This is a genomic window from Rothia sp. ND6WE1A (assembly GCF_001683935.1).
In the GTDB taxonomy this organism is placed as follows: domain Bacteria; phylum Actinomycetota; class Actinomycetes; order Actinomycetales; family Micrococcaceae; genus Rothia; species Rothia amarae.
Window position 1 is genome coordinate 17575 of record NZ_LXTU01000038.1, and the last position, 19626, is coordinate 37200.

19 protein-coding genes are annotated in these 19626 nt (G+C 52.9%); 11 read left to right on the plus strand and 8 right to left on the minus strand.

Going from position 1 to position 19626, the window contains the following annotated elements:
- Window positions 1–110: 110 nt before the first annotated feature.
- Window positions 111–1481, minus strand: a complete 1371-nt coding sequence (locus tag A7E48_RS05330) for an MFS transporter (protein ID WP_083147214.1) — start codon at window positions 1479–1481, stop codon at window positions 111–113.
- Between the two features lie 135 nt (window positions 1482–1616).
- Here A7E48_RS05330 and A7E48_RS05335 point away from each other — a divergent pair, with 135 nt between their 5' ends.
- The 3 genes from A7E48_RS05335 (at window position 1617) to A7E48_RS05345 (ending at window position 4174) form a co-directional block, all read left to right on the plus strand.
- Window positions 1617–2495 (plus strand): aldo/keto reductase, encoded by an 879-nt coding sequence (locus tag A7E48_RS05335; protein WP_068170445.1) that lies wholly within the window; start codon window positions 1617–1619, stop codon window positions 2493–2495.
- A gap of 60 nt (window positions 2496–2555) precedes the next feature.
- Window positions 2556–3392 carry an aldo/keto reductase gene (locus tag A7E48_RS05340; protein ID WP_068170449.1) on the plus strand — a complete coding sequence of 279 codons (837 nt, stop codon included), beginning with the start codon at window positions 2556–2558 and terminating at the stop codon, window positions 3390–3392.
- A gap of 230 nt (window positions 3393–3622) precedes the next feature.
- Window positions 3623–4174: a GtrA family protein gene (locus A7E48_RS05345; RefSeq protein ID WP_068170453.1), complete on the plus strand. Its 552-nt coding sequence runs from the start codon at window positions 3623–3625 to the stop codon at window positions 4172–4174.
- 3 nt (window positions 4175–4177) lie between these two features.
- On the opposite strand, the gene A7E48_RS05350 is transcribed toward A7E48_RS05345, so the two are convergent.
- On the minus strand, window positions 4178–6595 hold the full coding sequence (locus A7E48_RS05350) for a Tex family protein (RefSeq protein ID WP_068170462.1): 2418 nt from the start codon (window positions 6593–6595) through the stop codon (window positions 4178–4180).
- A 191-nt stretch (window positions 6596–6786) separates the two neighbouring features.
- On the opposite strand from A7E48_RS05350, the gene A7E48_RS05355 reads away from it, so the two are divergent.
- The gene (locus A7E48_RS05355; protein WP_068170464.1) at window positions 6787–8253 is read left to right on the plus strand and encodes a hypothetical protein; all 1467 of its coding nucleotides are present in this window, start codon (window positions 6787–6789) and stop codon (window positions 8251–8253) included.
- Window positions 8254–9033, plus strand: a complete 780-nt coding sequence (locus tag A7E48_RS11350) for an HNH endonuclease family protein (RefSeq protein WP_233125995.1) — start codon at window positions 8254–8256, stop codon at window positions 9031–9033.
- A 93-nt stretch (window positions 9034–9126) separates the two neighbouring features.
- Here the strand turns inward: A7E48_RS11350 and A7E48_RS05365 are convergent, their stop codons facing one another.
- The gene (locus tag A7E48_RS05365; protein WP_083147209.1) at window positions 9127–10632 is read right to left on the minus strand and encodes an amino acid permease; all 1506 of its coding nucleotides are present in this window, start codon (window positions 10630–10632) and stop codon (window positions 9127–9129) included.
- A gap of 238 nt (window positions 10633–10870) precedes the next feature.
- Here A7E48_RS05365 and A7E48_RS05370 point away from each other — a divergent pair, with 238 nt between their 5' ends.
- The 3 genes from A7E48_RS05370 to trmB all read left to right on the plus strand — a co-directional run bounded on the left by A7E48_RS05370 (window position 10871) and on the right by trmB (window position 12781).
- A complete protein-coding gene (locus tag A7E48_RS05370) occupies window positions 10871–11278 on the plus strand; it encodes a hypothetical protein (protein ID WP_068170472.1) in 408 nt (135 codons plus the stop codon).
- A 139-nt stretch (window positions 11279–11417) separates the two neighbouring features.
- Window positions 11418–11825, plus strand: a complete 408-nt coding sequence (locus A7E48_RS05375) for a hypothetical protein (RefSeq protein WP_068170486.1) — start codon at window positions 11418–11420, stop codon at window positions 11823–11825.
- Between the two features lie 134 nt (window positions 11826–11959).
- Window positions 11960–12781 (plus strand): tRNA (guanosine(46)-N7)-methyltransferase TrmB, encoded by an 822-nt coding sequence (gene trmB / locus A7E48_RS05380; RefSeq protein WP_083147210.1) that lies wholly within the window; start codon window positions 11960–11962, stop codon window positions 12779–12781.
- A 121-nt stretch (window positions 12782–12902) separates the two neighbouring features.
- On the opposite strand, the gene A7E48_RS05385 is transcribed toward trmB, so the two are convergent.
- From A7E48_RS05385 to dnaK, 5 genes are all read right to left on the minus strand, one after another.
- Entirely contained in the window at window positions 12903–13133 is a 231-nt protein-coding gene (locus A7E48_RS05385) for a hypothetical protein (protein ID WP_068170488.1), read from the minus strand.
- 122 nt (window positions 13134–13255) lie between these two features.
- Window positions 13256–13693, minus strand: coding sequence for a heat shock protein transcriptional repressor HspR (locus A7E48_RS05390; RefSeq protein WP_068170493.1), 438 nt, complete (start codon window positions 13691–13693; stop codon window positions 13256–13258).
- Window positions 13694–13696: 3 nt separating this feature from the next.
- Entirely contained in the window at window positions 13697–14689 is a 993-nt protein-coding gene (locus tag A7E48_RS11510; protein WP_068170496.1) for a DnaJ C-terminal domain-containing protein, read from the minus strand.
- Between the two features lie 138 nt (window positions 14690–14827).
- Window positions 14828–15418: a nucleotide exchange factor GrpE gene (locus A7E48_RS05400; protein ID WP_068170500.1), complete on the minus strand. Its 591-nt coding sequence runs from the start codon at window positions 15416–15418 to the stop codon at window positions 14828–14830.
- 2 nt (window positions 15419–15420) lie between these two features.
- Entirely contained in the window at window positions 15421–17271 is a 1851-nt protein-coding gene (gene dnaK / locus A7E48_RS05405) for a molecular chaperone DnaK (RefSeq protein ID WP_068170501.1), read from the minus strand.
- Window positions 17272–17870: 599 nt separating this feature from the next.
- On the opposite strand from dnaK, the gene A7E48_RS05410 reads away from it, so the two are divergent.
- The 3 genes from A7E48_RS05410 to A7E48_RS05420 form a co-directional block, all read left to right on the plus strand.
- The gene (locus A7E48_RS05410) at window positions 17871–18359 is read left to right on the plus strand and encodes a low molecular weight protein-tyrosine-phosphatase (protein WP_068170504.1); all 489 of its coding nucleotides are present in this window, start codon (window positions 17871–17873) and stop codon (window positions 18357–18359) included.
- Window positions 18360–18467: 108 nt separating this feature from the next.
- Window positions 18468–19064: a hypothetical protein gene (locus tag A7E48_RS05415; protein WP_083147211.1), complete on the plus strand. Its 597-nt coding sequence runs from the start codon at window positions 18468–18470 to the stop codon at window positions 19062–19064.
- Window positions 19065–19074: 10 nt separating this feature from the next.
- Window positions 19075–19626 (plus strand): aminotransferase class IV (locus A7E48_RS05420; protein WP_198924126.1); only part of this gene is annotated, 552 nt, incomplete at its 3' end.

The window sequence follows — 19626 nt, forward strand, 5'->3', positions numbered from 1 at the left end:
GAGTTGAAGGGCGCTCTGTACAGATCGTTCCGATGAAAAGGTCACTAAATCAGTCAAAATGCACTGAAATAAGTGCACTGTCGCTGATTTAGTGACCTTCAGAGCACAGACTATTCAGATTTTGGCGGGACGATCGTGATGGACGCGGTTGCTGGATGATCGGGATTGTGCTGGATTTCGGGAAGAGCGTTGGTTTCGGGGTCCGGTTCGAAGACATAGCGCCAGAGGGCAGGAACCGCTAGCGTGAAACCCCCAATAGCTAGAATGCAAACAGCACCGCCCAGCATTGCCGCCACCGCCGATCCCACGAGTTGGGCGACGCCACCGACCATTGCGGTGCCGAGGTTGGGGCCACCGGTCACGGTCACAATGAACATCCCATTCATGCGACCCAGCATGCTGTCCGGCGCTGCCGTTTGAATAATGGTGGAGCGGAAAACCGACCCCAAAGCATCACACCAACCAGCGAATGCCAGGCCCGCACCGCCCAGTAAAATTGCCCAGAGATTCTCCGCCAGCGACGGCGAGGGGTTACGCCCGTCCAACCAAAAGGCTACAGCGCCAAAAGCGAAGAACCCGGCACCCCAGCCTACGTATGAAAGGGTGAGAAAACGCCCTTGACGGCGTACGTTCTTGAGCCAACCGGAGAAAGTCACGCCTAGGAAAGCTCCTACTGCACCTGCGGAAAACAAGAGGCCAGATGCGGCATCACCGCCACCAAATGCCACTACAACAAGGGCTGGAATAAGTGGTTTTGCTTGCGCGAAAATCATGCCGATGAGGTCCACCACGAACGTCATGCCGACCACCGGAACCCGACGGACGAAAGAGAAGCCTTCGACGACCGAACGGATACCACGGGAGGCCCCTTCAGCTTTCTTCTCCGGCACCATGGGAGGTAACTCGTAGAGTGCCCACAGCCCTACCATCATGGCGAAAACGTTAATAGAGTACGTCCATGGATAACCCACCGTTGCCACCAGCGCACCGCCAAGCATGGGTCCGACGCTCATGCCCAAGGTTCCCACCGTCATATTCAATGCGTTAGCAGCCGGTAGCAGACGGCGCCGAACTAGCCGTGGAATAATCGCACCGCGCGCTGCCTGGTTGATGGGTTGAAGCAGCGATTCAAAGGCAACCAAGCCATAGAGTAACCAAATATTATGAAGCCCCATCCATGCGTGAACGGCAATGGCCACCGTAACCAGCCACATGCTGATAGATGCCAGGAGAGCAACCTTGCGACGGTCGTAGGTATCAGCAATGACGCCGCCGTATAGACCACCCAAAATAAGTGGTCCAACCGCCACCAATCCCGTCAGACCCACCGCACCTGGCGAACCTGTGATGGAGAAAATCTCCAGGGCAATCGCAATCGCAGTGATCTGAAACCCCATGGTAGAAAACACCGACCCCATCCAGATACGGCGGTAATCTCGGCTTTCTTTAAGCGGGGTGGTGTCCATGAGCAGTGAGGGCATGAACACCAGTGTAATCAGGACGTAGAAGCAGGTGGGTCACCTTTTCCGCGAAAATGCACTGAAATAAGTACACTTTCACTAATTTACTGACCCTTCAGCAGAGAGAATAGAAGGAACACCGATGAGAGGAACCCTATGAACATTCCCGATAACCAACCCCTGAAAACTTTTTCCGATGGCAAGACCATTCCCCAGATGGGCTTCGGCGTCTGCGGTATTGCCCCGGATGCCACCGAACGTGCCGTGCTCACAGCGTTTGAAACCGGCTACCGCCACATCGATACCGCCACCATCTATAAGAACGAAAAAGAAGTTGGTTCAGCGCTGAAAAATTCGGGGCTTACTCGCGAAGATGTCTTTGTGACCGGCAAGCTGTGGAACACCGATCAGGGTTTTGAAACTGCTCTGGAAGCCTGCGAAAAATCGTTGGAATTACTAGATACCGATTATCTTGACCTCTATCTGATTCACTGGGCCCAACCTGCCCTGGGAAAGTATCGACAGTCATGGGACGCGCTTATTGAGTTGCGCGAGCGCGGACTGGTCAAATCTATTGGCGTTTCGAATTTCACGACCGAACAGATTGATTCGTTGAAACCGAGCGGGGTTACTCCCGTGGTGCATCAGATTGAGCTACACCCCTATCTCACTCAGGAGAGTCAGCGCGCCGATAACGCCGACCGTGGAATCTTGACCGAGGCATGGTCGCCGCTGGGGCAGGGCAAGGATATTAACAACGACGCCGTCGCCGCTATCGCCGCCGAGCACGGCATTACTAATGCGCAGGTTATTCTTGCCTGGCATTTGGCGATTGACAATATTGTGATTCCTAAGTCGGTCACTGCCGAGCGTATTCGCGCTAATTTTGAGGCTCCGCAGGTGCATTTGACCGTTGATAATCTAATGACTTTGGGTTCGCGTCCCCAGGGTGAGCGATTGGGCGGAGATCCCGCTGAAGGCGATTTGGGTGCGCCCGAGTATTCAGACCGCGACTCTTTTCGTTCAGCTAAATAAGTAGAGAGCTGCAGCGCCGCTGAGTAAGCTAAAACTGCATACTCTCTGGAAAGGAAAAATATGACTGCCTCACCGCTGAAAAAATTCAATGATGGTAACGAGATTCCCCAGCTGGGCTACGGCGTCTGGCAGGTTGAGAACGAAGTTGCAGAGAAGGTCGTGGAGCAGGCATTAGATGCCGGTTTCCGCCACGTTGATACCGCTCAGATTTATGGAAATGAAGAGGGCGTTGGCGCGGCTCTTGCTCATTCTTCGGTGAGCGAAGACGACGTTTTCGTGACCACCAAGGTATGGAATGACCAGCAGGAGTTCGAGAAGGCACAGGCCTCTTTTGAGGTGTCGATGAAGAAGCTTGGTCTCTCCAAGCCGCTGGATTTGCTTCTCATTCACTGGGCGAAGCCGGTTCAGGGTACCTACCTTGAGGCGTGGAAAGCACTCATTAATTTGCAGAAACAGGGAAAGGTGCGCAGCATTGGCGTTTCGAACTTCCCCGAGGAGCAGTTGCGCGAAATCATTGCCGAAACCGGCGTAACCCCTGCCATCCACCAGATTGAATTACACCCCTACTTCAATCAGCACGCTTTGCGCGAGGTTCATAAAGAATTGGGAATTTTGACCGAGGCGTGGTCACCGCTGGGTCAGGGGGGCGACATTTTGAACGACCCCGTGGTCGTGGAGATTGCTCAGGCGCACGAGGCAACCCCTGCTCAGGTTGTCATTGCCTGGCATCTGGCACTGGGTAACGTGGTGATTCCTAAGTCGGTTACCCCAGAGCGCATCAAGGAAAACTTCGCGGCACTTGATATCAAGCTCACCGACGACGAGGTAGAGAAGATTTCTGCTCTGACTAAGAACGACGGTCGTATTGGACCCGATCCCAAGGACTGCGACTTCTAAGCGGTACACGACTGCAGAATAAACCGGGTGAGGTGTTTCTACCTCGCCCGGTTTCTTGATTTTTGGCTGGGGGCTCCGTCCATATTTTTATGAATTGTTGCCAAATCGCAACCAAATATTGAGGTTTCTAGGGTTGAATTTTCAGCTTATTTGTACTCAACGGTGCTATTTTTGGGTTAGATGATACAACCTGCCTCCGGTGGAGGAGCGTCTGAAGAAATCGAGTAACCATGGTCAGCAATATCAATAAACTCCTTGCCAGCGAAAAAATTCGCTTTCTGATGGTGGGAGGTTTCTGCTTTATTCTGACCATGACTATTAATTACGGTCTGAAATATACGATTATGACCGAGAAGCCCACCACTGCCCTGCTCATAGCCACAGCCATTGCCTCTGTGGTCTCCTATATTCTCTCTGCGCGTTGGACGTGGAAGGACGCCGGCGGCGATCCCCGCCCCAAGGAGATGGTTGGTTTCACGCTGGTGACCCTCGGCGGGATCGCTTTAAACGCTGCGCCACAGTGGGTATCTCGTTACGTTTTCCATTTGGAAACGCCCTATATTTCCCTGCTTGCCCAAGAAACCTGCGACTTCTTGGCTGGTCCCATCCTGGGTACTCTCATTGCCATGATCTTTCGTTACTGGGCTCTTGATCGGTTTGTGTTCCACGGTAAGCAGGCGCGCCAGGACGCACAGCTGAGCGAAATCATTCCAATTACTCGCCCGATTCCCCGCCAAAAACTGCAAGCACCAGCGGGGAATTCAATTGACAAAGCGGCATAGGCGTTACCGGCGGCGATGCGCCACGCCGCTACCTTTTCGAGCTCCACCAGGCTTTGATGCGTTCGTCCGTGCAGAAGAATGATTCCCCCGCACGTGCTTTGGCTTCGCGGGTTTTTCTTCAAGGAGCAGAGACAGCGCTATGCGGCCACGCTGGGCATTAACCTCAGTCACCCGCACTTTCACGACGTCGCCAGAGCGCACAATCTTGTGCGGATCATCCACGTAGCCGGTACTCATCTGCGAGATGTGCACCAGTCCGTCCTGGTGTACTCCGATATCCACGAAGGCGCCAAAGGCAGCCACATTTGAAACCGTTCCTTCAAGAATCATACCGACGGCGACGTCGTCAATCGTCTCGACGCCGGGGGTGAATTCGGCGGTCTGGAAGTCCGGCCGGGGATCACGCCCGGGTCGTTCGAGTTCGGCAAAAATATCGCGTACCGTGGGCAGCCCAAAACGTTCGCTCACATAATCTTCAGGCTTCAACTGAGCCAGTTTCTCAGCGGAAACCGAGCTGCCTTGCATCCCTCCGGCGTCATGTACGATAGCGCGAGCGAGATCGTAGGCTTCGGGGTGAACGCCCGAGGCGTCGAGGGGCTCGGAGCCATCTGCAATGCGAATAAACCCGGCAGCCTGTTCGAATGCTTTAGGGCCAAGACGGGGAACTTTCAAGAGATCCTGGCGGGTGGAAAAAGCACCATTTTCCTCACGGAACTTCACGATTGCCTCACTGGTGGTGGCGTTGATACCCGCTACATGTGAGAGCAGGGCGGGAGAGGCAGAATTGACCCACACGCCTACCGCATTCACACAATCTTCCACGGTGGCATCCAGAGATTTGGCAAGGATGTTTCCCGGTATATCGTGCTGATACTGACCCACTCCAATAGACTGCGGGTCGATTTTTACCAGCTCAGCCAAGGGGTCTTGTAAACGGCGGGCGATAGATACCGCCCCGCGTAAAGAGACATCCATGTCGGGTAGTTCTTCGGTGGCTAGTGCAGATGCCGAATACACGGATGCACCGGCTTCAGACACCGTTACTTTCTGTACACCGTCATTCCCCTGTTGCGCCAGCCGTTTGAGGAGATCACCCGCCAAGCGGTCTGTATCGCGCGAAGCGGTGCCGTTTCCAATGGAGAGCAGTTCTACCTTAAACTCACGCACCATCGTTTCTAGCTGGTCTAGCGCCTCATCCCAGCGGTTTTGGGGGGCATGCGGATAGATGACAGCCGTATCTAGTACCGCGCCGGTAGGAGAGACCACCGCAATTTTGACGCCGGTGCGAAGCCCCGGATCCAGACCCAGCACGGTGCGGTTGCCCGCCGGTGCAGCCAGCAATAAATCACGCAGATTGGAGGCGAAAACTGCCGCCGCGTCCTTTTCTGCGCGCTCGGTGAGTTGGGTACGCAGGTCGGCAGCAAGGCGGGGCAAAACTTTTTGCCGCCATGCCGAGCGAACGGTAGCGGCAAGCCAGCCCAAAACGCGTTCGTCATCTGAGACCGTATTCAGAATCTGCACGGGAATGCCCAGGGCAAATGCCACCGCCGATTCGAAGGACGCGCGGGCGGTCTCATATCCTTCGGTGAGGTTTTGATGGCGGGCTAAAGCTTCACCCTTGAGCCCGGTTTTAGGGCCGGGAACCTCTGCCACATCTACGGTGACTTTGACTTCCCCGGACTTTTCAGCCCGCATGAGGGCCATCAACCGGTGCGAAGGAATCTTACGGATTCTCTCGGAAAAATCATAGTAATCGGAAAATTTGCTGGTCTCTTGTGCCAGCACAGTGCGGTGGCTCGGCACCACCTTTGAGGTAATTACTCCGGTGTTCCAGAGTTTTTCTCGCAGCTCGTCCATGAGTTCGTGGTCGTAGACGGCGTATTCATGCAAGATAGCGCGGGCACCGGCGAGGGCAGTTTCAGTATCGGGTACTGCTGTGTCGTCCGGTGCGCCCTTTTCTGCAGGGTGAATGTAAGCGGCAGCGATATCGTGCAAATCTGCCAGCGGAACTTCTAACAAATCGTCCACTAGAGGCTCTAATCCAGCTTCCAACGCTATCTGCGCTTTGGTTCGCCGCGCCACTTTGTAGGGAGCGTAGAGCGATTCCAATTCATTCTTGGTGGACGCCGCCAATACTGATGCCTTCAGCGAGGGTTCGAGCACACCCCGCTCGGTGAGCAACTGTAAGATACTTGAACGCCGGTCTTCAAGCTCTCGCAAGTACCCCAGGCGATCTTGGAGCAAGCGAAGCTGGACGTCACTCAGCCCACCGGTTTTTTCCTTGCGGTAGCGAGCGATGAAGGGCACCGTAGCACCAGAATCGAGCAGCTCAATTACTGCGCGAACGCTGGAGAGTTCCACTCCCAGTTCGCCGGTGAGCGCGCTCTCAATTTGATGCAAAACGGTGCTGGCTGATGTCATACTTCTAGTTTCTCATTAGAGGGGATTCCCCGCTAATCGAAGGAGAAGGCTTATTCAAGTAATAGAACTACTTACGATTGAAGCCCTCAACTGAGCGGACTACATTTGAAAAGATACATTATTTTCAATCGGAGTCATTTCGTGATTGCATGTAGTGTTCTTTAACTGACTTTAGAAAGTAGCTACCTACCGTGAATGAATCGGATTCATACGAGAAGTTTGTTGAAAACTACTCAGATCTCCTGGACCAGCTGGTTCGGGCGGGGTGGACTCCCGGCGAAGCATACAGTCGTTTTACTACCCTCTTTCCCGAGGTAAACCCTGACTTTGTGCATAAAGCTATTAATTCCGGTCGCTGGACTTTCATAGGTCGCAAGGAGAATCTACTCAATAATGTGATGATGGCAGCGGCTCTCTGGTATGCCGTAGCAGTCACCCACGATCTTGATCCTGAACCTGAGTACACCGCGGTTCACCTTGACCCTGTAATTGTTCAGGATTTATCCCGTCTCTTTACTACTGCAGGGGTAGATGCTCAAAAGATCGCTTCTATCATGAGCCGCTGTGGCGCCACGTTGAAGCACCTGGCAGAAAACCCCTATATTCGCTTAGACGAGGTTACCTACGACGATTTCCTCGAAGACTTACCCGCCGAGGTTCAGGGAATCTCAGATGATGTCTTTCTCTGGCCCCCGCAGCGATCGATCATCGAAGATCGTCTGGGTGAGGGAAATTTTTCTCAGGCACTTTTGCGGGTTGGAATTTGCCCTCCTGACTTGGAAGAACTCGGCATGAGCGTTTCTGCTTCAGCAGTCAGCGATCGTGCTTTTCGCAACGCCTTAGGGGAGTTCCTTAGTTACTGCATTCGCTATGACCGTAACCCCACTGTTCTGCTGTACGGTAGCTGGGCTGTGGCTCGCAATCAGATAGGCAGAGCACCCCTGGTCGGTGCAGTGCGCGCCAAATACGGTTCCTGGCATCGGGCGCTGAAACTTGGACGTCGCATGGTCAACGATGCTCTGCAGATGAGCCATGCTAAGGCTGTGCCCGCGCGTCCGGTGGAGTCCTATACCTCTTCAGAGTCCGCTCCGCTCCGCATTGAAGATTTGAAGGCGCAGGGTATCGGGGTGGTGCAACAATCACCGCATAACCCCCATGAGGTAGAACGTCAGGCATGGAAGTCTCTCACCAACGTTCTCTTCGCCAGATTAAGAGAACTTCCCTGGAACCAGACTCTACGAGTTTATTACCTCACCCCGGGGTCAATTGCCGCAGGTGATTACACCCCCTACGTCAGCATTTTGCGCTCCCCCGGCGGGTACCTGTGCGAGATTACAGATTCTAACGATTTCTCAATGCGCAAAGAGGAATACAACATTGAGTATTTGCGAGAGCAAGGTTGGGGTGAGCCGAGCGAAGGAACTCTCACCTGGTCCCAGAATTTCTTTGACTCCTCTGCTGCTGCCGAGCACATTATTCGCGCCATGCGAGAGGGTCTGCACTGTGAACGCCCCGATTATTTCCAGTCTGATGACCCCACTAATTCCTCTCCTACTCATGTAGCGGATCCTACGACCGGGTCTGTTCCGATGGTTCCTGCCCAGTTCATCGAGGATTCGACTACTCGAATCAGCGTACAATCTGAGCTGAACGACTAAGTGGCACGCAGAAGACTTAGATCAAAGAAGCTCCCCCTCAAAGTTCGTTTTTACCTCAGCCTGATTTTCCTAGCAATCCTTGTGGTTGCGGGCATTTTTTGGTGGGGTAAGAACGGCTGGGACTGGGACGCCGCCGTCGATGCCTTGCGCCCCGCTGGTACGCCCGTCAGCACAGGTTTTGCTCATAGCGGGATATCAACCTACTCCACAGCGTCAGATGTCTTAGGCACCTTAGAAGTTCGCCAGCCCGGTGAAGTAACGGGATATTCGCGGGAGATGTTTGGCAAAGCATGGTCAGATGTGGATGGTAACGGCTGCGATCAGCGCAACGATGTGCTTACCCGCGATCTGCAGAATCTCAAGCGCAACGAGAACTGCAAGGTCGTTTCAGGCACTTTAGTTGATCCTTACACCGGCTCCTCGGTAGATTTCACGCGCGGTGAGCAGACCAGCCAGTTGGTTCCCATCGACCACGTAGTAGCACTATCAAATGCCTGGCAAACAGGCGCCACTTTGCTGAGTGAGTCTCAGCGAGCGCAGTTGGGCAATGATCCGCTGAACCTTCAAGCAACCACCAGCGCAGCAAATAGGGAGAAGTCCGATGCCGACGCCGCACATTGGCTTCCTCAACGTGGCTACCAGTGTGAGTACGTGGGGCGTCAGGTGTCCGTCAAAGCAGCTTACGGTCTCTGGGTCACGCCTACCGAGAAGCAGGCAATGGAGCGGGTTCTCAAAACCTGTCCTGAGCAACCCGCTTACCGTTCAAACGTCAAAAAATAAGCTCATCGAACATGGACGCCGTCTGGCGCTTTAGAAGCGCAAGACGACGTCCTGATTCATATATCTCACCTTGGCGGATAAGAGCCTAACAACTTATAGTGTTTTGTCTTTTTCGCGAGGAGGAACAATATCTAGTGCCTGGGTGCGTTCAAGCTTGGCCTTCTCTTGCAAACGTGCGGAGTTGGGGTTGCGGCGAACGGTTGCCCAGCCAATAGCCAAAATGATAAACCATCCGGGCATTGCAAACAGTGCAATCCGGGTATCTTGGAACAGAGCCAACACAATAATCATGGCGATGAAGAATGCCAGGGTTACATAAGCTGCTCCCACACCACCGGGCATCTTGTAGCTGGAAGCTGCGTGACGCTCAGGGAACTGTTTGCGGTAGGAAATGTAGGAAATGAGAATCATTGCCCAGTTGAAGATTGACAGAATAGCGGCCACGGTGGTCACCAAGGTAAATGCACCAATCACCGAGTCACCCGAGTAAAGCAGAATGATGGATGAGAGAAGCAATACGGAAGTGAGGAATAGTGCGTTACGAGGTACACCGTTCTTACTAAGGAGAGCAAAAACTTTGGGGGCGGAGCCTTCTTCTGCAAGACCGTAGACCATACGCGAGGTGGAGAAGATACCGGAGTTAGCCGAGGACGCTGCAGAGGTGAGAACCACGAAGTTCACTACCGATGCCGCAGCTCCAAAACCTGCAAGGCTGAACATGGAGACGAAGGGGCTATTCTCAGGAACAATCTTGGTCCAGGGAGTCACCATGAGAATTACTGCCAGAGTCAGTACGTAAAAGAGAATAATACGAACAGGTACAGCGTTAATTGCCTTAGGCAAAGTGGTGTAAGGATCCTTGGTTTCCGCAGAAGTTGTACCTACAAGTTCAGAACCTAGGAATGCGAACAGCGCAATCTGGAAAGCACCGAGGAAGCCCATAGCACCCTTAGGGAACCATCCGCCGTGTTCCCAGAGGTTAGCGACGCGGGCGGTGTCACCGTTTTCAGGAGTGAAAGCAGTAGCGACCATGATGCCACCGACAATGATAAGGCCAATGATTGCAACAATCTTGATGATTGCGAACCAGAATTCGATTTCACCGAAGTTCTTCACTGAAGGAAGGTTCAGCGCGAGAAGCAAACCGATAATAACTAGCGCTGGTAGAAAGAGGGGAACATCTTCCCACCAGAATTTCACGTAGCCAGTAATTGCAATAACGTCCGCTACTGCAGTAACAACCCACATAAACCAGTAGGACCATCCGACAAAGAACCCGGCGCCGGGGCCAAGAATGTCGGATGCGAAGTCTGAGAAAGACTTATAAGACAAATTAGATAGGAGAAGCTCACCCATCGCGCGCAAAACCATGAAGATTGCAGCACCGATGATGATGTAGACGAAAAGAATGGATGAACCGGTCAGGCTAATAGTTTTGCCCGAGCCCATGAACAGACCGGTGCCGATTGCGCCACCGATTGCAATGAGCTGGATATGGCGGTTACTGAGACCTCTTTGTAGCGAGCCGTCTGATTCAACTTCAGCGACGTCGTTCTGTGCGTGACTGGGCACGTTACCTCCAGAATGTATGTAAACCATCTAGTTACGCATGGGGAAAACGGGAGTTTCTTCCGGTTGCAGATTGCGTAACACAGTGGTCCTAGTTACATCACAGATTAGACGAATTTCCCAGACGTTGCCAACCTCAAAGCCTCAAAAAGGTGTATTTCTCATGATGTGGCACAACTTAAAGATTCCTCATTTTGCGCCCCAATCAACACCATAAGATGGCATACACTGTAAGTACGCTTATAAAATTTTGAAATTAGGAGTAATAATGTCTTTTCTTTCAAACGTTGCACTTCGCTCTACTACCGGTGCCTTCATTTTGAATTCAGGCCTGGGCAAGCTCAATGCTGACGAAGAAACCTATAAGTGGTTGCAGGATATGGGTTCTAAAGCTGTACCTAGCTTGTCCACTCTCTCCCCCACTACTTTCGGCAAGGGTCTCGCTTACTCCGAAATTGCGCTGGGTAGCGCGCTACTTTGCCCCGTAGTTACCGCCAAAATTGCAGGTCTTGGTCTTACCGCATTTTCCGCGGGATTGCTCACCATGTACCTCAACGATGACAGCCTCACCCTCGACGACGGCGTCCGCCCCTCCCAAGAAGGTATGAGCTACGCCAAGGATATTGCTTTCCTCGGCTCCGGTCTTGCATTGGCTCTCTCGCGCAAAAAGAAGTAAAACGCACCTCGCCCCACGGTTCGCACCAGAGTGTTTTGCCTTACCCTTGCAATATTTTTCACGAATGTAGGTGCTCTTGAATTATTTTCCGTGTAAAGTCTTTTCTTGAAAACAAACCTTATTCTGAAAGGAAAATGACATGTCATTTCTCTCCAATCTTGCATTGCGCTCCACCACTGGCGCCCTCATCCTGAACTCCGGCATCGGCAAGCTCGGCATGGACGAAGGCACCTACGGCTACCTCCAGCAGATGGCTAAGGTAGGCGTTCCCCAGGTTGAGAAGCTTTCCGCTAACACCTTCGGCAAGTCACTTGCTTACGGCGAAACCGCTTTGGGTGCAGCACTCCTTCTTCCCGTTATTCCCGCAAAGCTCGCTGGCTTGGGTCTGACCGTATTCTCCGCTGGCATGCTCACCATGTACTTCGGTGACGAAAACATGACCATGGAAGACGGCATCCGCCCCTCCCAGGAAGGCACTGCGCTGGCTAAGGACTTCGTTCTTCTCGGCGCTGGCTTGGCTCTGCTTCTTTCCAAGAAGAAGAAGTAATAACTTTTTGTTGACTGAATGCTCTGTTGCTCTTTGAGCGGCAGAGCATTTTTTGTGCTTTAAACTAGAGAGGTTGTTCCCGGGTGGTGCTTTGAGTTTCCGCAGGTACCCGGCATATTAAAGGAGAATCCCTTATGGAAACCAATAAGCAAAAGGCAGATTTTGCGGCTCAAGAAGAGTTGCGCGAGCAGGGTATTGAGCCTACCGAGCAAGAAACTCCCGAAAAGTTTCACCGGCAGCCACTCTCGTTTGTCCGTCGTGGCGATCGACTCACCGGACGCCGCTTGAAGGCGTGGGAAGATTTCTCCCCTACCCATGTGTTGGATTTGCCGCGCCTTTTGACCGACACATCGGTGGCACCCGAGGCTGAGTTCGATGCCGAAAAAATTTATGGTCGCACCGCTCCCCTGACCGTGGAGGTTGGCTCCGGCTTAGGTGAGGCGATTGTTCATCGCGCGGCGCAGCAGCCTGAGCGTAACTTTTTGGCGGTTGAGGTTTACACTCCCGGCATTGCAGATTTGTTGCGCAAAATGGCGGCAGAGGGTGTGGAGAACGTACGGGTGGCACAGGCAAATGCACCAGAGCTTTTGGACAACATGTTTGATGAAGACTCTATTGATGAGCTGTGGGTTTTCTTCCCGGACCCCTGGCATAAGACTCGCCACCATAAACGCCGCCTGATTTCACCGGAATTCGCCGATAAGGTAGCTCGCGTCTTGAAGCCCGGTGCTACCTGGCGTTTAGCAACCGACTGGGAAGAATACGCGATTGTAATGCGAGACGTTTTGGATGCTCACCCCGATTTCGAAAACCTGCACTCTGGTGAGGGCGCTACCGAGCAGGATCCTGCTGGCGGCTGGGCTCCCCGATGGGACGGTCGCGTGCTGACATCGTTTGAGCGCAAAGCCGGCGAAGCTGGACGGCGGGCCCACGACCTGACGTATCGACGTCGCTAATTTAACGAGCAAGGGTCACTAAATCCGTAGAAGGGCACTTATTTCAGTGCCCTTCTACGGATTTAGTGACCCAGAGGAATTCACGCTTTAAGGCAGACGGCGTCGTCGAGCTACAGCAGGACTACTTCGACAAGTCGAACCACTCGCCGCCGGCATTACCGTAGTCATTGTTTACATATTCAGGATGAGAGTTCACGACCGTGCTATTGCCGACATAAATAGAGTTACCGCGACTAATCTGCGGCTGGTTACCAGAAATAGGATGCACGCGAAAGACTTTAGGATAAGCCCAGGCAGTACCTAGGATCACCTGAACGGCAACAAACAATAAAACTGCATCAGAAAATATCATGGGGGAACAATCTGCTGGAAAAATGGGGGATGTCGATTGGGGGGGAAATCAACACCTATTTAGTTTACACGTAAAGTAAATATTTTCAATTATTTCCAGTAGATTTCCATCACAGCGAGAATTTATTTGCCTCCGCGATTAGGGCGATATAGAACTACTGCCTGCGAACGAGGCTTACCCGCCGGGCGCTTACCGCGCGCCAAATGCACTACCTCACCGCGCGACCCCGCAGCGAAGACCCGCGAGGATTCCGCCAACTTAGCATGTGCGACGTCCAGCTCCTGCGCCATCTCCTGCATACGAGCATGCATCTCATCCAACTGATTCTGCAAGCCCATAATGCGCTTAATACCCTCTAAAGAAACGCCTGCCTGCGAAAGATCCTGTATTTCCTGCAGCTTCTCGACGTCCCGTTGCGAGTAACGACGGGCGCGCCCCGGAGCACGCGACGGCTCAACCAGACCCATGCGATCATACTGGCGTAAAGTCTGGGGGTGCATACCCGCAAGCTCAGCAGCAATCGAAATAACGTAAACCGGTCGGTCTGATCCTAAAGCCATCTGTTACTGCGCCGCCTTCCTCATCAAATCGCTGCGAACATCCCCTTGAGGAGCCAGCTTCAAGAACTCAGCAAATGCAGTTTTCGCCTCATCCGTGAGATTCTGAGGTAGCTCAACTTCAGGGATAACAATCAAGTTGCCGGTGCCCTTTGCTGTCTTAAACCCGCGGGCTTTGGCGCGCATCTTTTGGCCTGCTGGAGCACCTGCCTGCAAACGTAATTTCACGCTCTTACCGTCGGGAGTAGGTACTTCGAGTACGGCACCCTCCACGGCTTCCTGCAAGGAAACAGGAACATGAACCACTACGTCGTTGCCATCGCGCTCAAAAACAGGGTGCGAATCCACGAAAACGTGAACAATCAAATCGCCTGCTCCGCCAGGGCCTTGCTGTCCCTTGCCTCGTAGTTTGAGCTTCTGACCGTCTTTGACGCCGGCAGGAATACGAATCTTAGTCGTTGCTCCCGACGGCAAGGTCACTGATCGTTCGGTACCGTTGAAGGAATCCTTGAATGAGATACGAGCATTTGCCTCAACGTCGGCACCCTTGCGAGGAGCCTGCTGAAACCCGCCGCCAAAGTTGGAGCCACCACCAAAGCCGCCGAACCCTCCGGCGCCACCACCGAACATTCCACCGAGCAAATCCTCAATGTTAATGTTTTGACCACCGCCGGACTGGCTAAAGTGAACGTTTTGCCCGCCGGGGAACCCTCCCCCGAAGCCACCGGGGAATCCGCCACCCTGGGCGCCAGCAAAACCAGCGGCACCATACTTGCGGATCTGGTCGTATTCCTCGCGATCCTTCTTATCAGACAGGACGTCGTAAGCCTCAGCTACTTCTTTGAACTTCCGCTCTGCCTCGGCATCTCCAGGGTGTTGGTCGGGGTGATACTTGCGCGCTAGCTTGCGGTAAGCCTTTTTGATGTCTGCATCGGAGGCGTCTTCAGCTACCCCCAGCACCTTATAAAAATCTTGATTAAGCCAGTTTTCACTTGCCATCGAACGCCTCCTTATCTCAGCGTAGGTAAATCTCTTTTAAGTCTTCTCAAAAAAATATTATTGCTTTTCATAGAATGGGCGGGCTCGAGAACTTCGAGCCCGCCCCAATCTAGCTTGATGGGCTATCTCAGCCCGATTTTATTCAGCAGTAGCAACAGCTACCTGAGCCGAACGCACCACGCGGTCTTTGACCTTGTAGCCGTTCCGCAGAACCATCGACACATGATCGGGTTCAACCTCAGAAGTAGGCTGCTGAAGAACCGCCTCGTGAACCTTCGGATCGAAAGCCTCGCCGACTTCACCGAAACGCTCCATGCCGTGCTTGCCCAAAGTTTCTTCAAGCTTGCGGGCAATGGCGGCAAAGGGACCATCTTCCAAATCGCCGTGCTGACGAGCGGCATCAATATCATCGATGACTGGAAGGAGCGCGCTCACAAAATCTGCCATCACAAATTCGCGAAGCTGCTCTTTTTCCTTAGCACTGCGATTCTTGAAGTTAGTGAACTCCGCCTGCAAACGTCGAAGATCCTCAAGTCGCTCAGCTGCCAGCTTTTCGTTTTCGTCGACCGAATCCTCCACCGAGGCTTCTTCGGGTGCCGTAGCAGATTCTTCCTCTACTACGGCGTCCTCAGATACACCTTCGGCTTCTGGGTGGCCTTCAGCGGAGGGCGCCTCGAAAGCGTCTTCCAAAGGGTCATTGCCCTGCTGCTCGTTGGTGTTTTCAGCCATGATTAGTTCTTCTTCTCGTCTTCGTCGTCGATTACTTCTGCATCCACTACGTCGTCGTCATCAGCCTGTGCAGAGGAGTCGCCGTTAGCGGCCTCTGCCTGAGCGGAAGCGTAGATAGCCTCGCCCAGTTTAGTCTGGGACTGCTGTAGCTTCTCAAAAGCGGACTTTACTGCGTCGTCGTCGTCACCTTCAAGAGCTGCCTTGACTGCGTCGACGTCGCCCTGAACCTCAGTCTTGACATCATCGGGAAGCTTGTCGCCATTTTCCTTGATGAGCTTCTCGATGGAGTAAGCGGAAGTCTCAGCCTGGTTGCGGGTCTCAGCAGCTTCACGGCGCGCCTTGTCCTGCTCAGCGTGAGCTTCGGCATCCTTGACCATGCGATCGATGTCATCCTTGGACAGCGAGGTGCCGCCGGTGATGGTCATCGACTGCTCGGTGCCGGTGCCCTTGTCCTTAGCGGATACATGGACGATACCGTTAGCATCGATATCAAAGGTAACCTCAACCTGAGGAACACCGCGAGGAGCAGGCGCAATACCGGTCAGCTCGAAGGTACCGAGGTTCTTGTTATCGCGAGTGAATTCACGCTCACCCTGGAATACCTGAATCGATACTGAAGGCTGGTTATCCTCAGCGGTAGTGAAGGTTTCACTGCGCTTGGTGGGGATAGCGGTGTTGCGGTCAATCAGCTTGGTCATGACGCCGCCCTTAGTCTCAATACCGAGAGAAAGCGGGGTAACGTCAATCAGCAGAACATCCTTGCGGTCGCCCTTCAGAACGCCAGCCTGAACAGCTGCACCCATTGCAACAACTTCATCGGGGTTGACGCCCTTGTTGGGTTCGCGGCCACCGGTGAGCTCCTTGACAACCTCAGCCACAGCAGGCATACGGGTTGAACCACCAACGAGAATGACGTGTGCAATCTCGGAGATGGATACTCCGGCTTCCTTGATGACGTCGTTGAAAGGCTTCTTGGTGCGTTCCAACAAGTCTGCAGTCATGTCCTGGAACTTAGCACGGGTCAGCTTCTCGTCCAAGTGAATGGGACCCTCAGGAGTTACCGAGAGGTACTGCAGTGAAATGTTAGTGGAGGTAGCTGAAGAAAGTTCCTTCTTAGCCTGCTCTGCTGCTTCACGCAGACGCTGAAGAGCAATCTTGTCCTTGGAAAGATCTGCGCCGGTCTTGGACTTGACCTGCTCAAGCAGCCAGTCAACGATGCGCTGATCCCAGTCGTCACCACCAAGGCGGTTGTCGCCTGAAGTTGCACGAACCTGAATGGTGGAGAAGCCGTCTTCGTCCTTACCAACTTCAAGGAGCGAGACGTCGAAAGTACCGCCACCGAGGTCGAATACGAGGATGAGTTCGTCTTCCTTGCCCTTATCCAGGCCGTATGCAAGAGCTGCGGCGGTGGGCTCGTTGACGATACGCAGAACGTTCAGACCCGCGATTTCGCCAGCTTCTTTGGTTGCCTGACGCTCAGCGTCGTTGAAGTATGCAGGAACGGTGATAACCGCATCGGTCACCTTGTCATTCAGGTATGACTCGGCGTCGCCCTTCAGCTTCATCAAAATACGAGCTGAGATTTCCTGGGGGGTGTACTTCTTGCCGTCAATGTCGGTGGTCCAATCAGTGCCCATATGGCGCTTGACGGATGCGATGGTGCGGTCAACGTTGGTGACTGCCTGACGCTTTGCGACGTCACCTACCAAAACTTCGCCGTCTTTGCTGAATGCAACGACGGAGGGGGTGGTGCGAGCGCCTTCTGAGTTTGCAATAACCTCAGGTTCGCCACCTTCAAGTACTGAAACGACTGAGTTGGTGGTACCGAGGTCAATACCTACTGCACGTGCCATGTGTTTTCTCCTTAGTGAGTTCGTATATTTAAATCTTTTGCAAAACCGGCGAGTCTCTAAAGTTGAGTGCTCGTTTCGCTTTTGCCTTGATACAAGTCTCTCATATTTGGGGAGAATGTCAATAGAGTTGAGTCAGATAAGCTCAACTTTTATTCGTTAGACCATAGCAAGGTAGTATTTTGCGGTCTCAAAACCCTGATTTTGAGCGGTTTTTAGGCAGAAATTAAGAGAATTTCACCCTCAGAGAACATAACCAAAATTGAGTTAATATCGCTCAACTTATTGAAAAGTCACCAAAAGATTGGCCCGCTTTCGCTCCTCTGTGCAGATGCAAAAAGTCCCGTGATCTTTGTGTGGAGATCACGGGACTTTAAGTCGTTCTTCGAACCGTCGAAGCAATCTGAAGAGCCTATACCGGGTGCTGCCCCGGCTTCTGCTCCAGGTAAAACCACTGAACAGATTCGGCTCACAGTAAAATGTGTGTACCGCAAAGACTATACACAGGTTTATCAAGAAATCCTAAGGTATTTTGGTGCAATAGCCACTTGAGTAGGTATTTATTCAAGCCCCTTACGCATTGATTGAAAGAGAGTCTAACGATGTACAAAATTATGACAGTCTGCACCGGCAATATTTGCCGCTCTCCCACCGGGGAATTTCTTCTCAAAGATGCCGCTAAGAAGGCAGGGCTCGACGTCGAAGTCACCTCTTCTGGCATCTCCGATGAAGAACACGGTAACCCAATTGATCGCCGTGCAGCGAAAGTTCTCAATGAGCTCAACATCAATACTTCCGCTCATCGTGCCCAGCAGTTCACCGTGTCCCAGCTCGATGCTCAAGATTTGATTCTGGCGATGGATTTGAACCACTATCGTGCACTCATGCGAATGGCGAGCACCGATGAGCAACGCAAAAAAATCCATCTTATGCGCGAGTTCGACCCTGAAGTTGCAGACCAAGAACACGATTCTTTGGGAATCTACGACCCCTGGTACGGCAGTCAGGAAGACTTCTATACAACTTTTGACATGATTAAAAACGCCGTTCCCGGTGTAATTGACCATGTCAAAAAGCAGATTGAAGACTAAAGGAACAAGGCGGCCCCACAAAAGTACATTCTTCCGGCAAAAGTACAAGCTCGAACGTGTATTTTTGCTGAAATTGTGTACTTTTCTCGTTATTTTCAGGAAGCTGTCATGCGCATTTCATCACCCCAAATCATCGCCGAAGATGATGCAGTCAATCTTTTGCGCGATCACATTTGCGAACGCGCACGTCAGACTAACAAATTGCTCGTCGTGGGTATCGATGGACGCTCGGGCGCCGGCAAAACAACCCTCGCTGCAAATCTTGCGCATTTATTAGGTGCTGACTTTCCGGCTGTCACGCTTTTTCACCTAGAAGATATGTATCAGGGGTGGGAGGGGCTTGCACCTGCTATTGCCGACTGGTCTTCATTAGTTAATCAACTGCGCGAATCTGACTGTGGCACCTGGACTGGATGGGACTGGGAAACGTCAACACCCCTGCCCCGCCAAAAGTTATGTATAAAGCAAGAACCAGTCGAACCCGCCATCTTGATTGGCGAGGGCGTGGGTGCTTTCTGCGCCGACATCGATATCACATGCTGGGTCGAACGCCCCGACCACGAACGAAAAGCCGCAGCCCTGGTGCGCGATGGGGAAACCTACCGCCCCTTCTGGGATATATGGGCGCAACAGGAGCAAGAGCTCTTTAAAACCCAGGAACACCACTACTCAACCGCTGATTTCATCGTCCGCCCACAGAGTTAGAATAGTGACCATGACAACAGTTGTAATGCTCACCGAAGACCACCCTAACGGTGTTCTGGTAGATGCGTCTAAGCCTCTCATCAACATTGAAGACCAGGGATTGACGCGCGGCGACGGCGTCTTCGAAACCATGCTTGCCGCCAATCGCACAGTACGCAAGCTCGATATGCACCTGAGTCGGCTCACAAATTCTGCCCGCATGTTGGATTTACCGGCGCCCAATCAGAATGCGCTAACCCAGGCGATTGAGCTGGGGCTCAAAGAAGCTGCAGAGGGCCCACAAACGGTGCTGGGCTCCGAAGAACACGTTGTCAAAATTATTATTTCCCGCGGTACTGCCGAGGAAGGTGCTCACAGCTGGATTACTGTAGCTCCAGCGCCGCAATCTACCCTCGAGCAGCGCACAAACGGCGTCAAAGCACTTACTCTGCCACGCGGGCATGACCCAGCAGAGGACGGTAGCTACCCCTGGCTTCTCACCGGTGCTAAAACGCTCTCCTACGCGCTCAATATGGCGGTTTTACGCTACGCCAAAAAGCAGGGTGCAGATGACGTCATCTTT

Coding starts and splice junctions, on each gene's coding strand:
- A7E48_RS05335 (WP_068170445.1), top strand. CDS start 1,617: ATGAACATTCCCGATAACCAACCCCTGAAAACTTTTTCCGATGGCAAG.
- dnaK (WP_068170501.1), bottom strand. CDS start 17,271: ATGGCACGTGCAGTAGGTATTGACCTCGGTACCACCAACTCAGTCGTT.
- A7E48_RS05415 (WP_083147211.1), top strand. CDS start 18,468: ATGCGCATTTCATCACCCCAAATCATCGCCGAAGATGATGCAGTCAAT.
- A7E48_RS05350 (WP_068170462.1), bottom strand. CDS start 6,595: ATGACATCAGCCAGCACCGTTTTGCATCAAATTGAGAGCGCGCTCACC.
- A7E48_RS05365 (WP_083147209.1), bottom strand. CDS start 10,632: ATGGTTTACATACATTCTGGAGGTAACGTGCCCAGTCACGCACAGAAC.
- A7E48_RS05330 (WP_083147214.1), bottom strand. CDS start 1,481: ATGCCCTCACTGCTCATGGACACCACCCCGCTTAAAGAAAGCCGAGAT.
- A7E48_RS11510 (WP_068170496.1), bottom strand. CDS start 14,689: ATGGCAAGTGAAAACTGGCTTAATCAAGATTTTTATAAGGTGCTGGGG.
- A7E48_RS05345 (WP_068170453.1), top strand. CDS start 3,623: ATGGTCAGCAATATCAATAAACTCCTTGCCAGCGAAAAAATTCGCTTT.
- A7E48_RS05390 (WP_068170493.1), bottom strand. CDS start 13,693: ATGGCTTTAGGATCAGACCGACCGGTTTACGTTATTTCGATTGCTGCT.
- A7E48_RS05370 (WP_068170472.1), top strand. CDS start 10,871: ATGTCTTTTCTTTCAAACGTTGCACTTCGCTCTACTACCGGTGCCTTC.
- trmB (WP_083147210.1), top strand. CDS start 11,960: ATGGAAACCAATAAGCAAAAGGCAGATTTTGCGGCTCAAGAAGAGTTG.
- A7E48_RS05410 (WP_068170504.1), top strand. CDS start 17,871: ATGTACAAAATTATGACAGTCTGCACCGGCAATATTTGCCGCTCTCCC.
- A7E48_RS05385 (WP_068170488.1), bottom strand. CDS start 13,133: ATGATATTTTCTGATGCAGTTTTATTGTTTGTTGCCGTTCAGGTGATC.
- A7E48_RS05400 (WP_068170500.1), bottom strand. CDS start 15,418: ATGGCTGAAAACACCAACGAGCAGCAGGGCAATGACCCTTTGGAAGAC.
- A7E48_RS05375 (WP_068170486.1), top strand. CDS start 11,418: ATGTCATTTCTCTCCAATCTTGCATTGCGCTCCACCACTGGCGCCCTC.
- A7E48_RS05340 (WP_068170449.1), top strand. CDS start 2,556: ATGACTGCCTCACCGCTGAAAAAATTCAATGATGGTAACGAGATTCCC.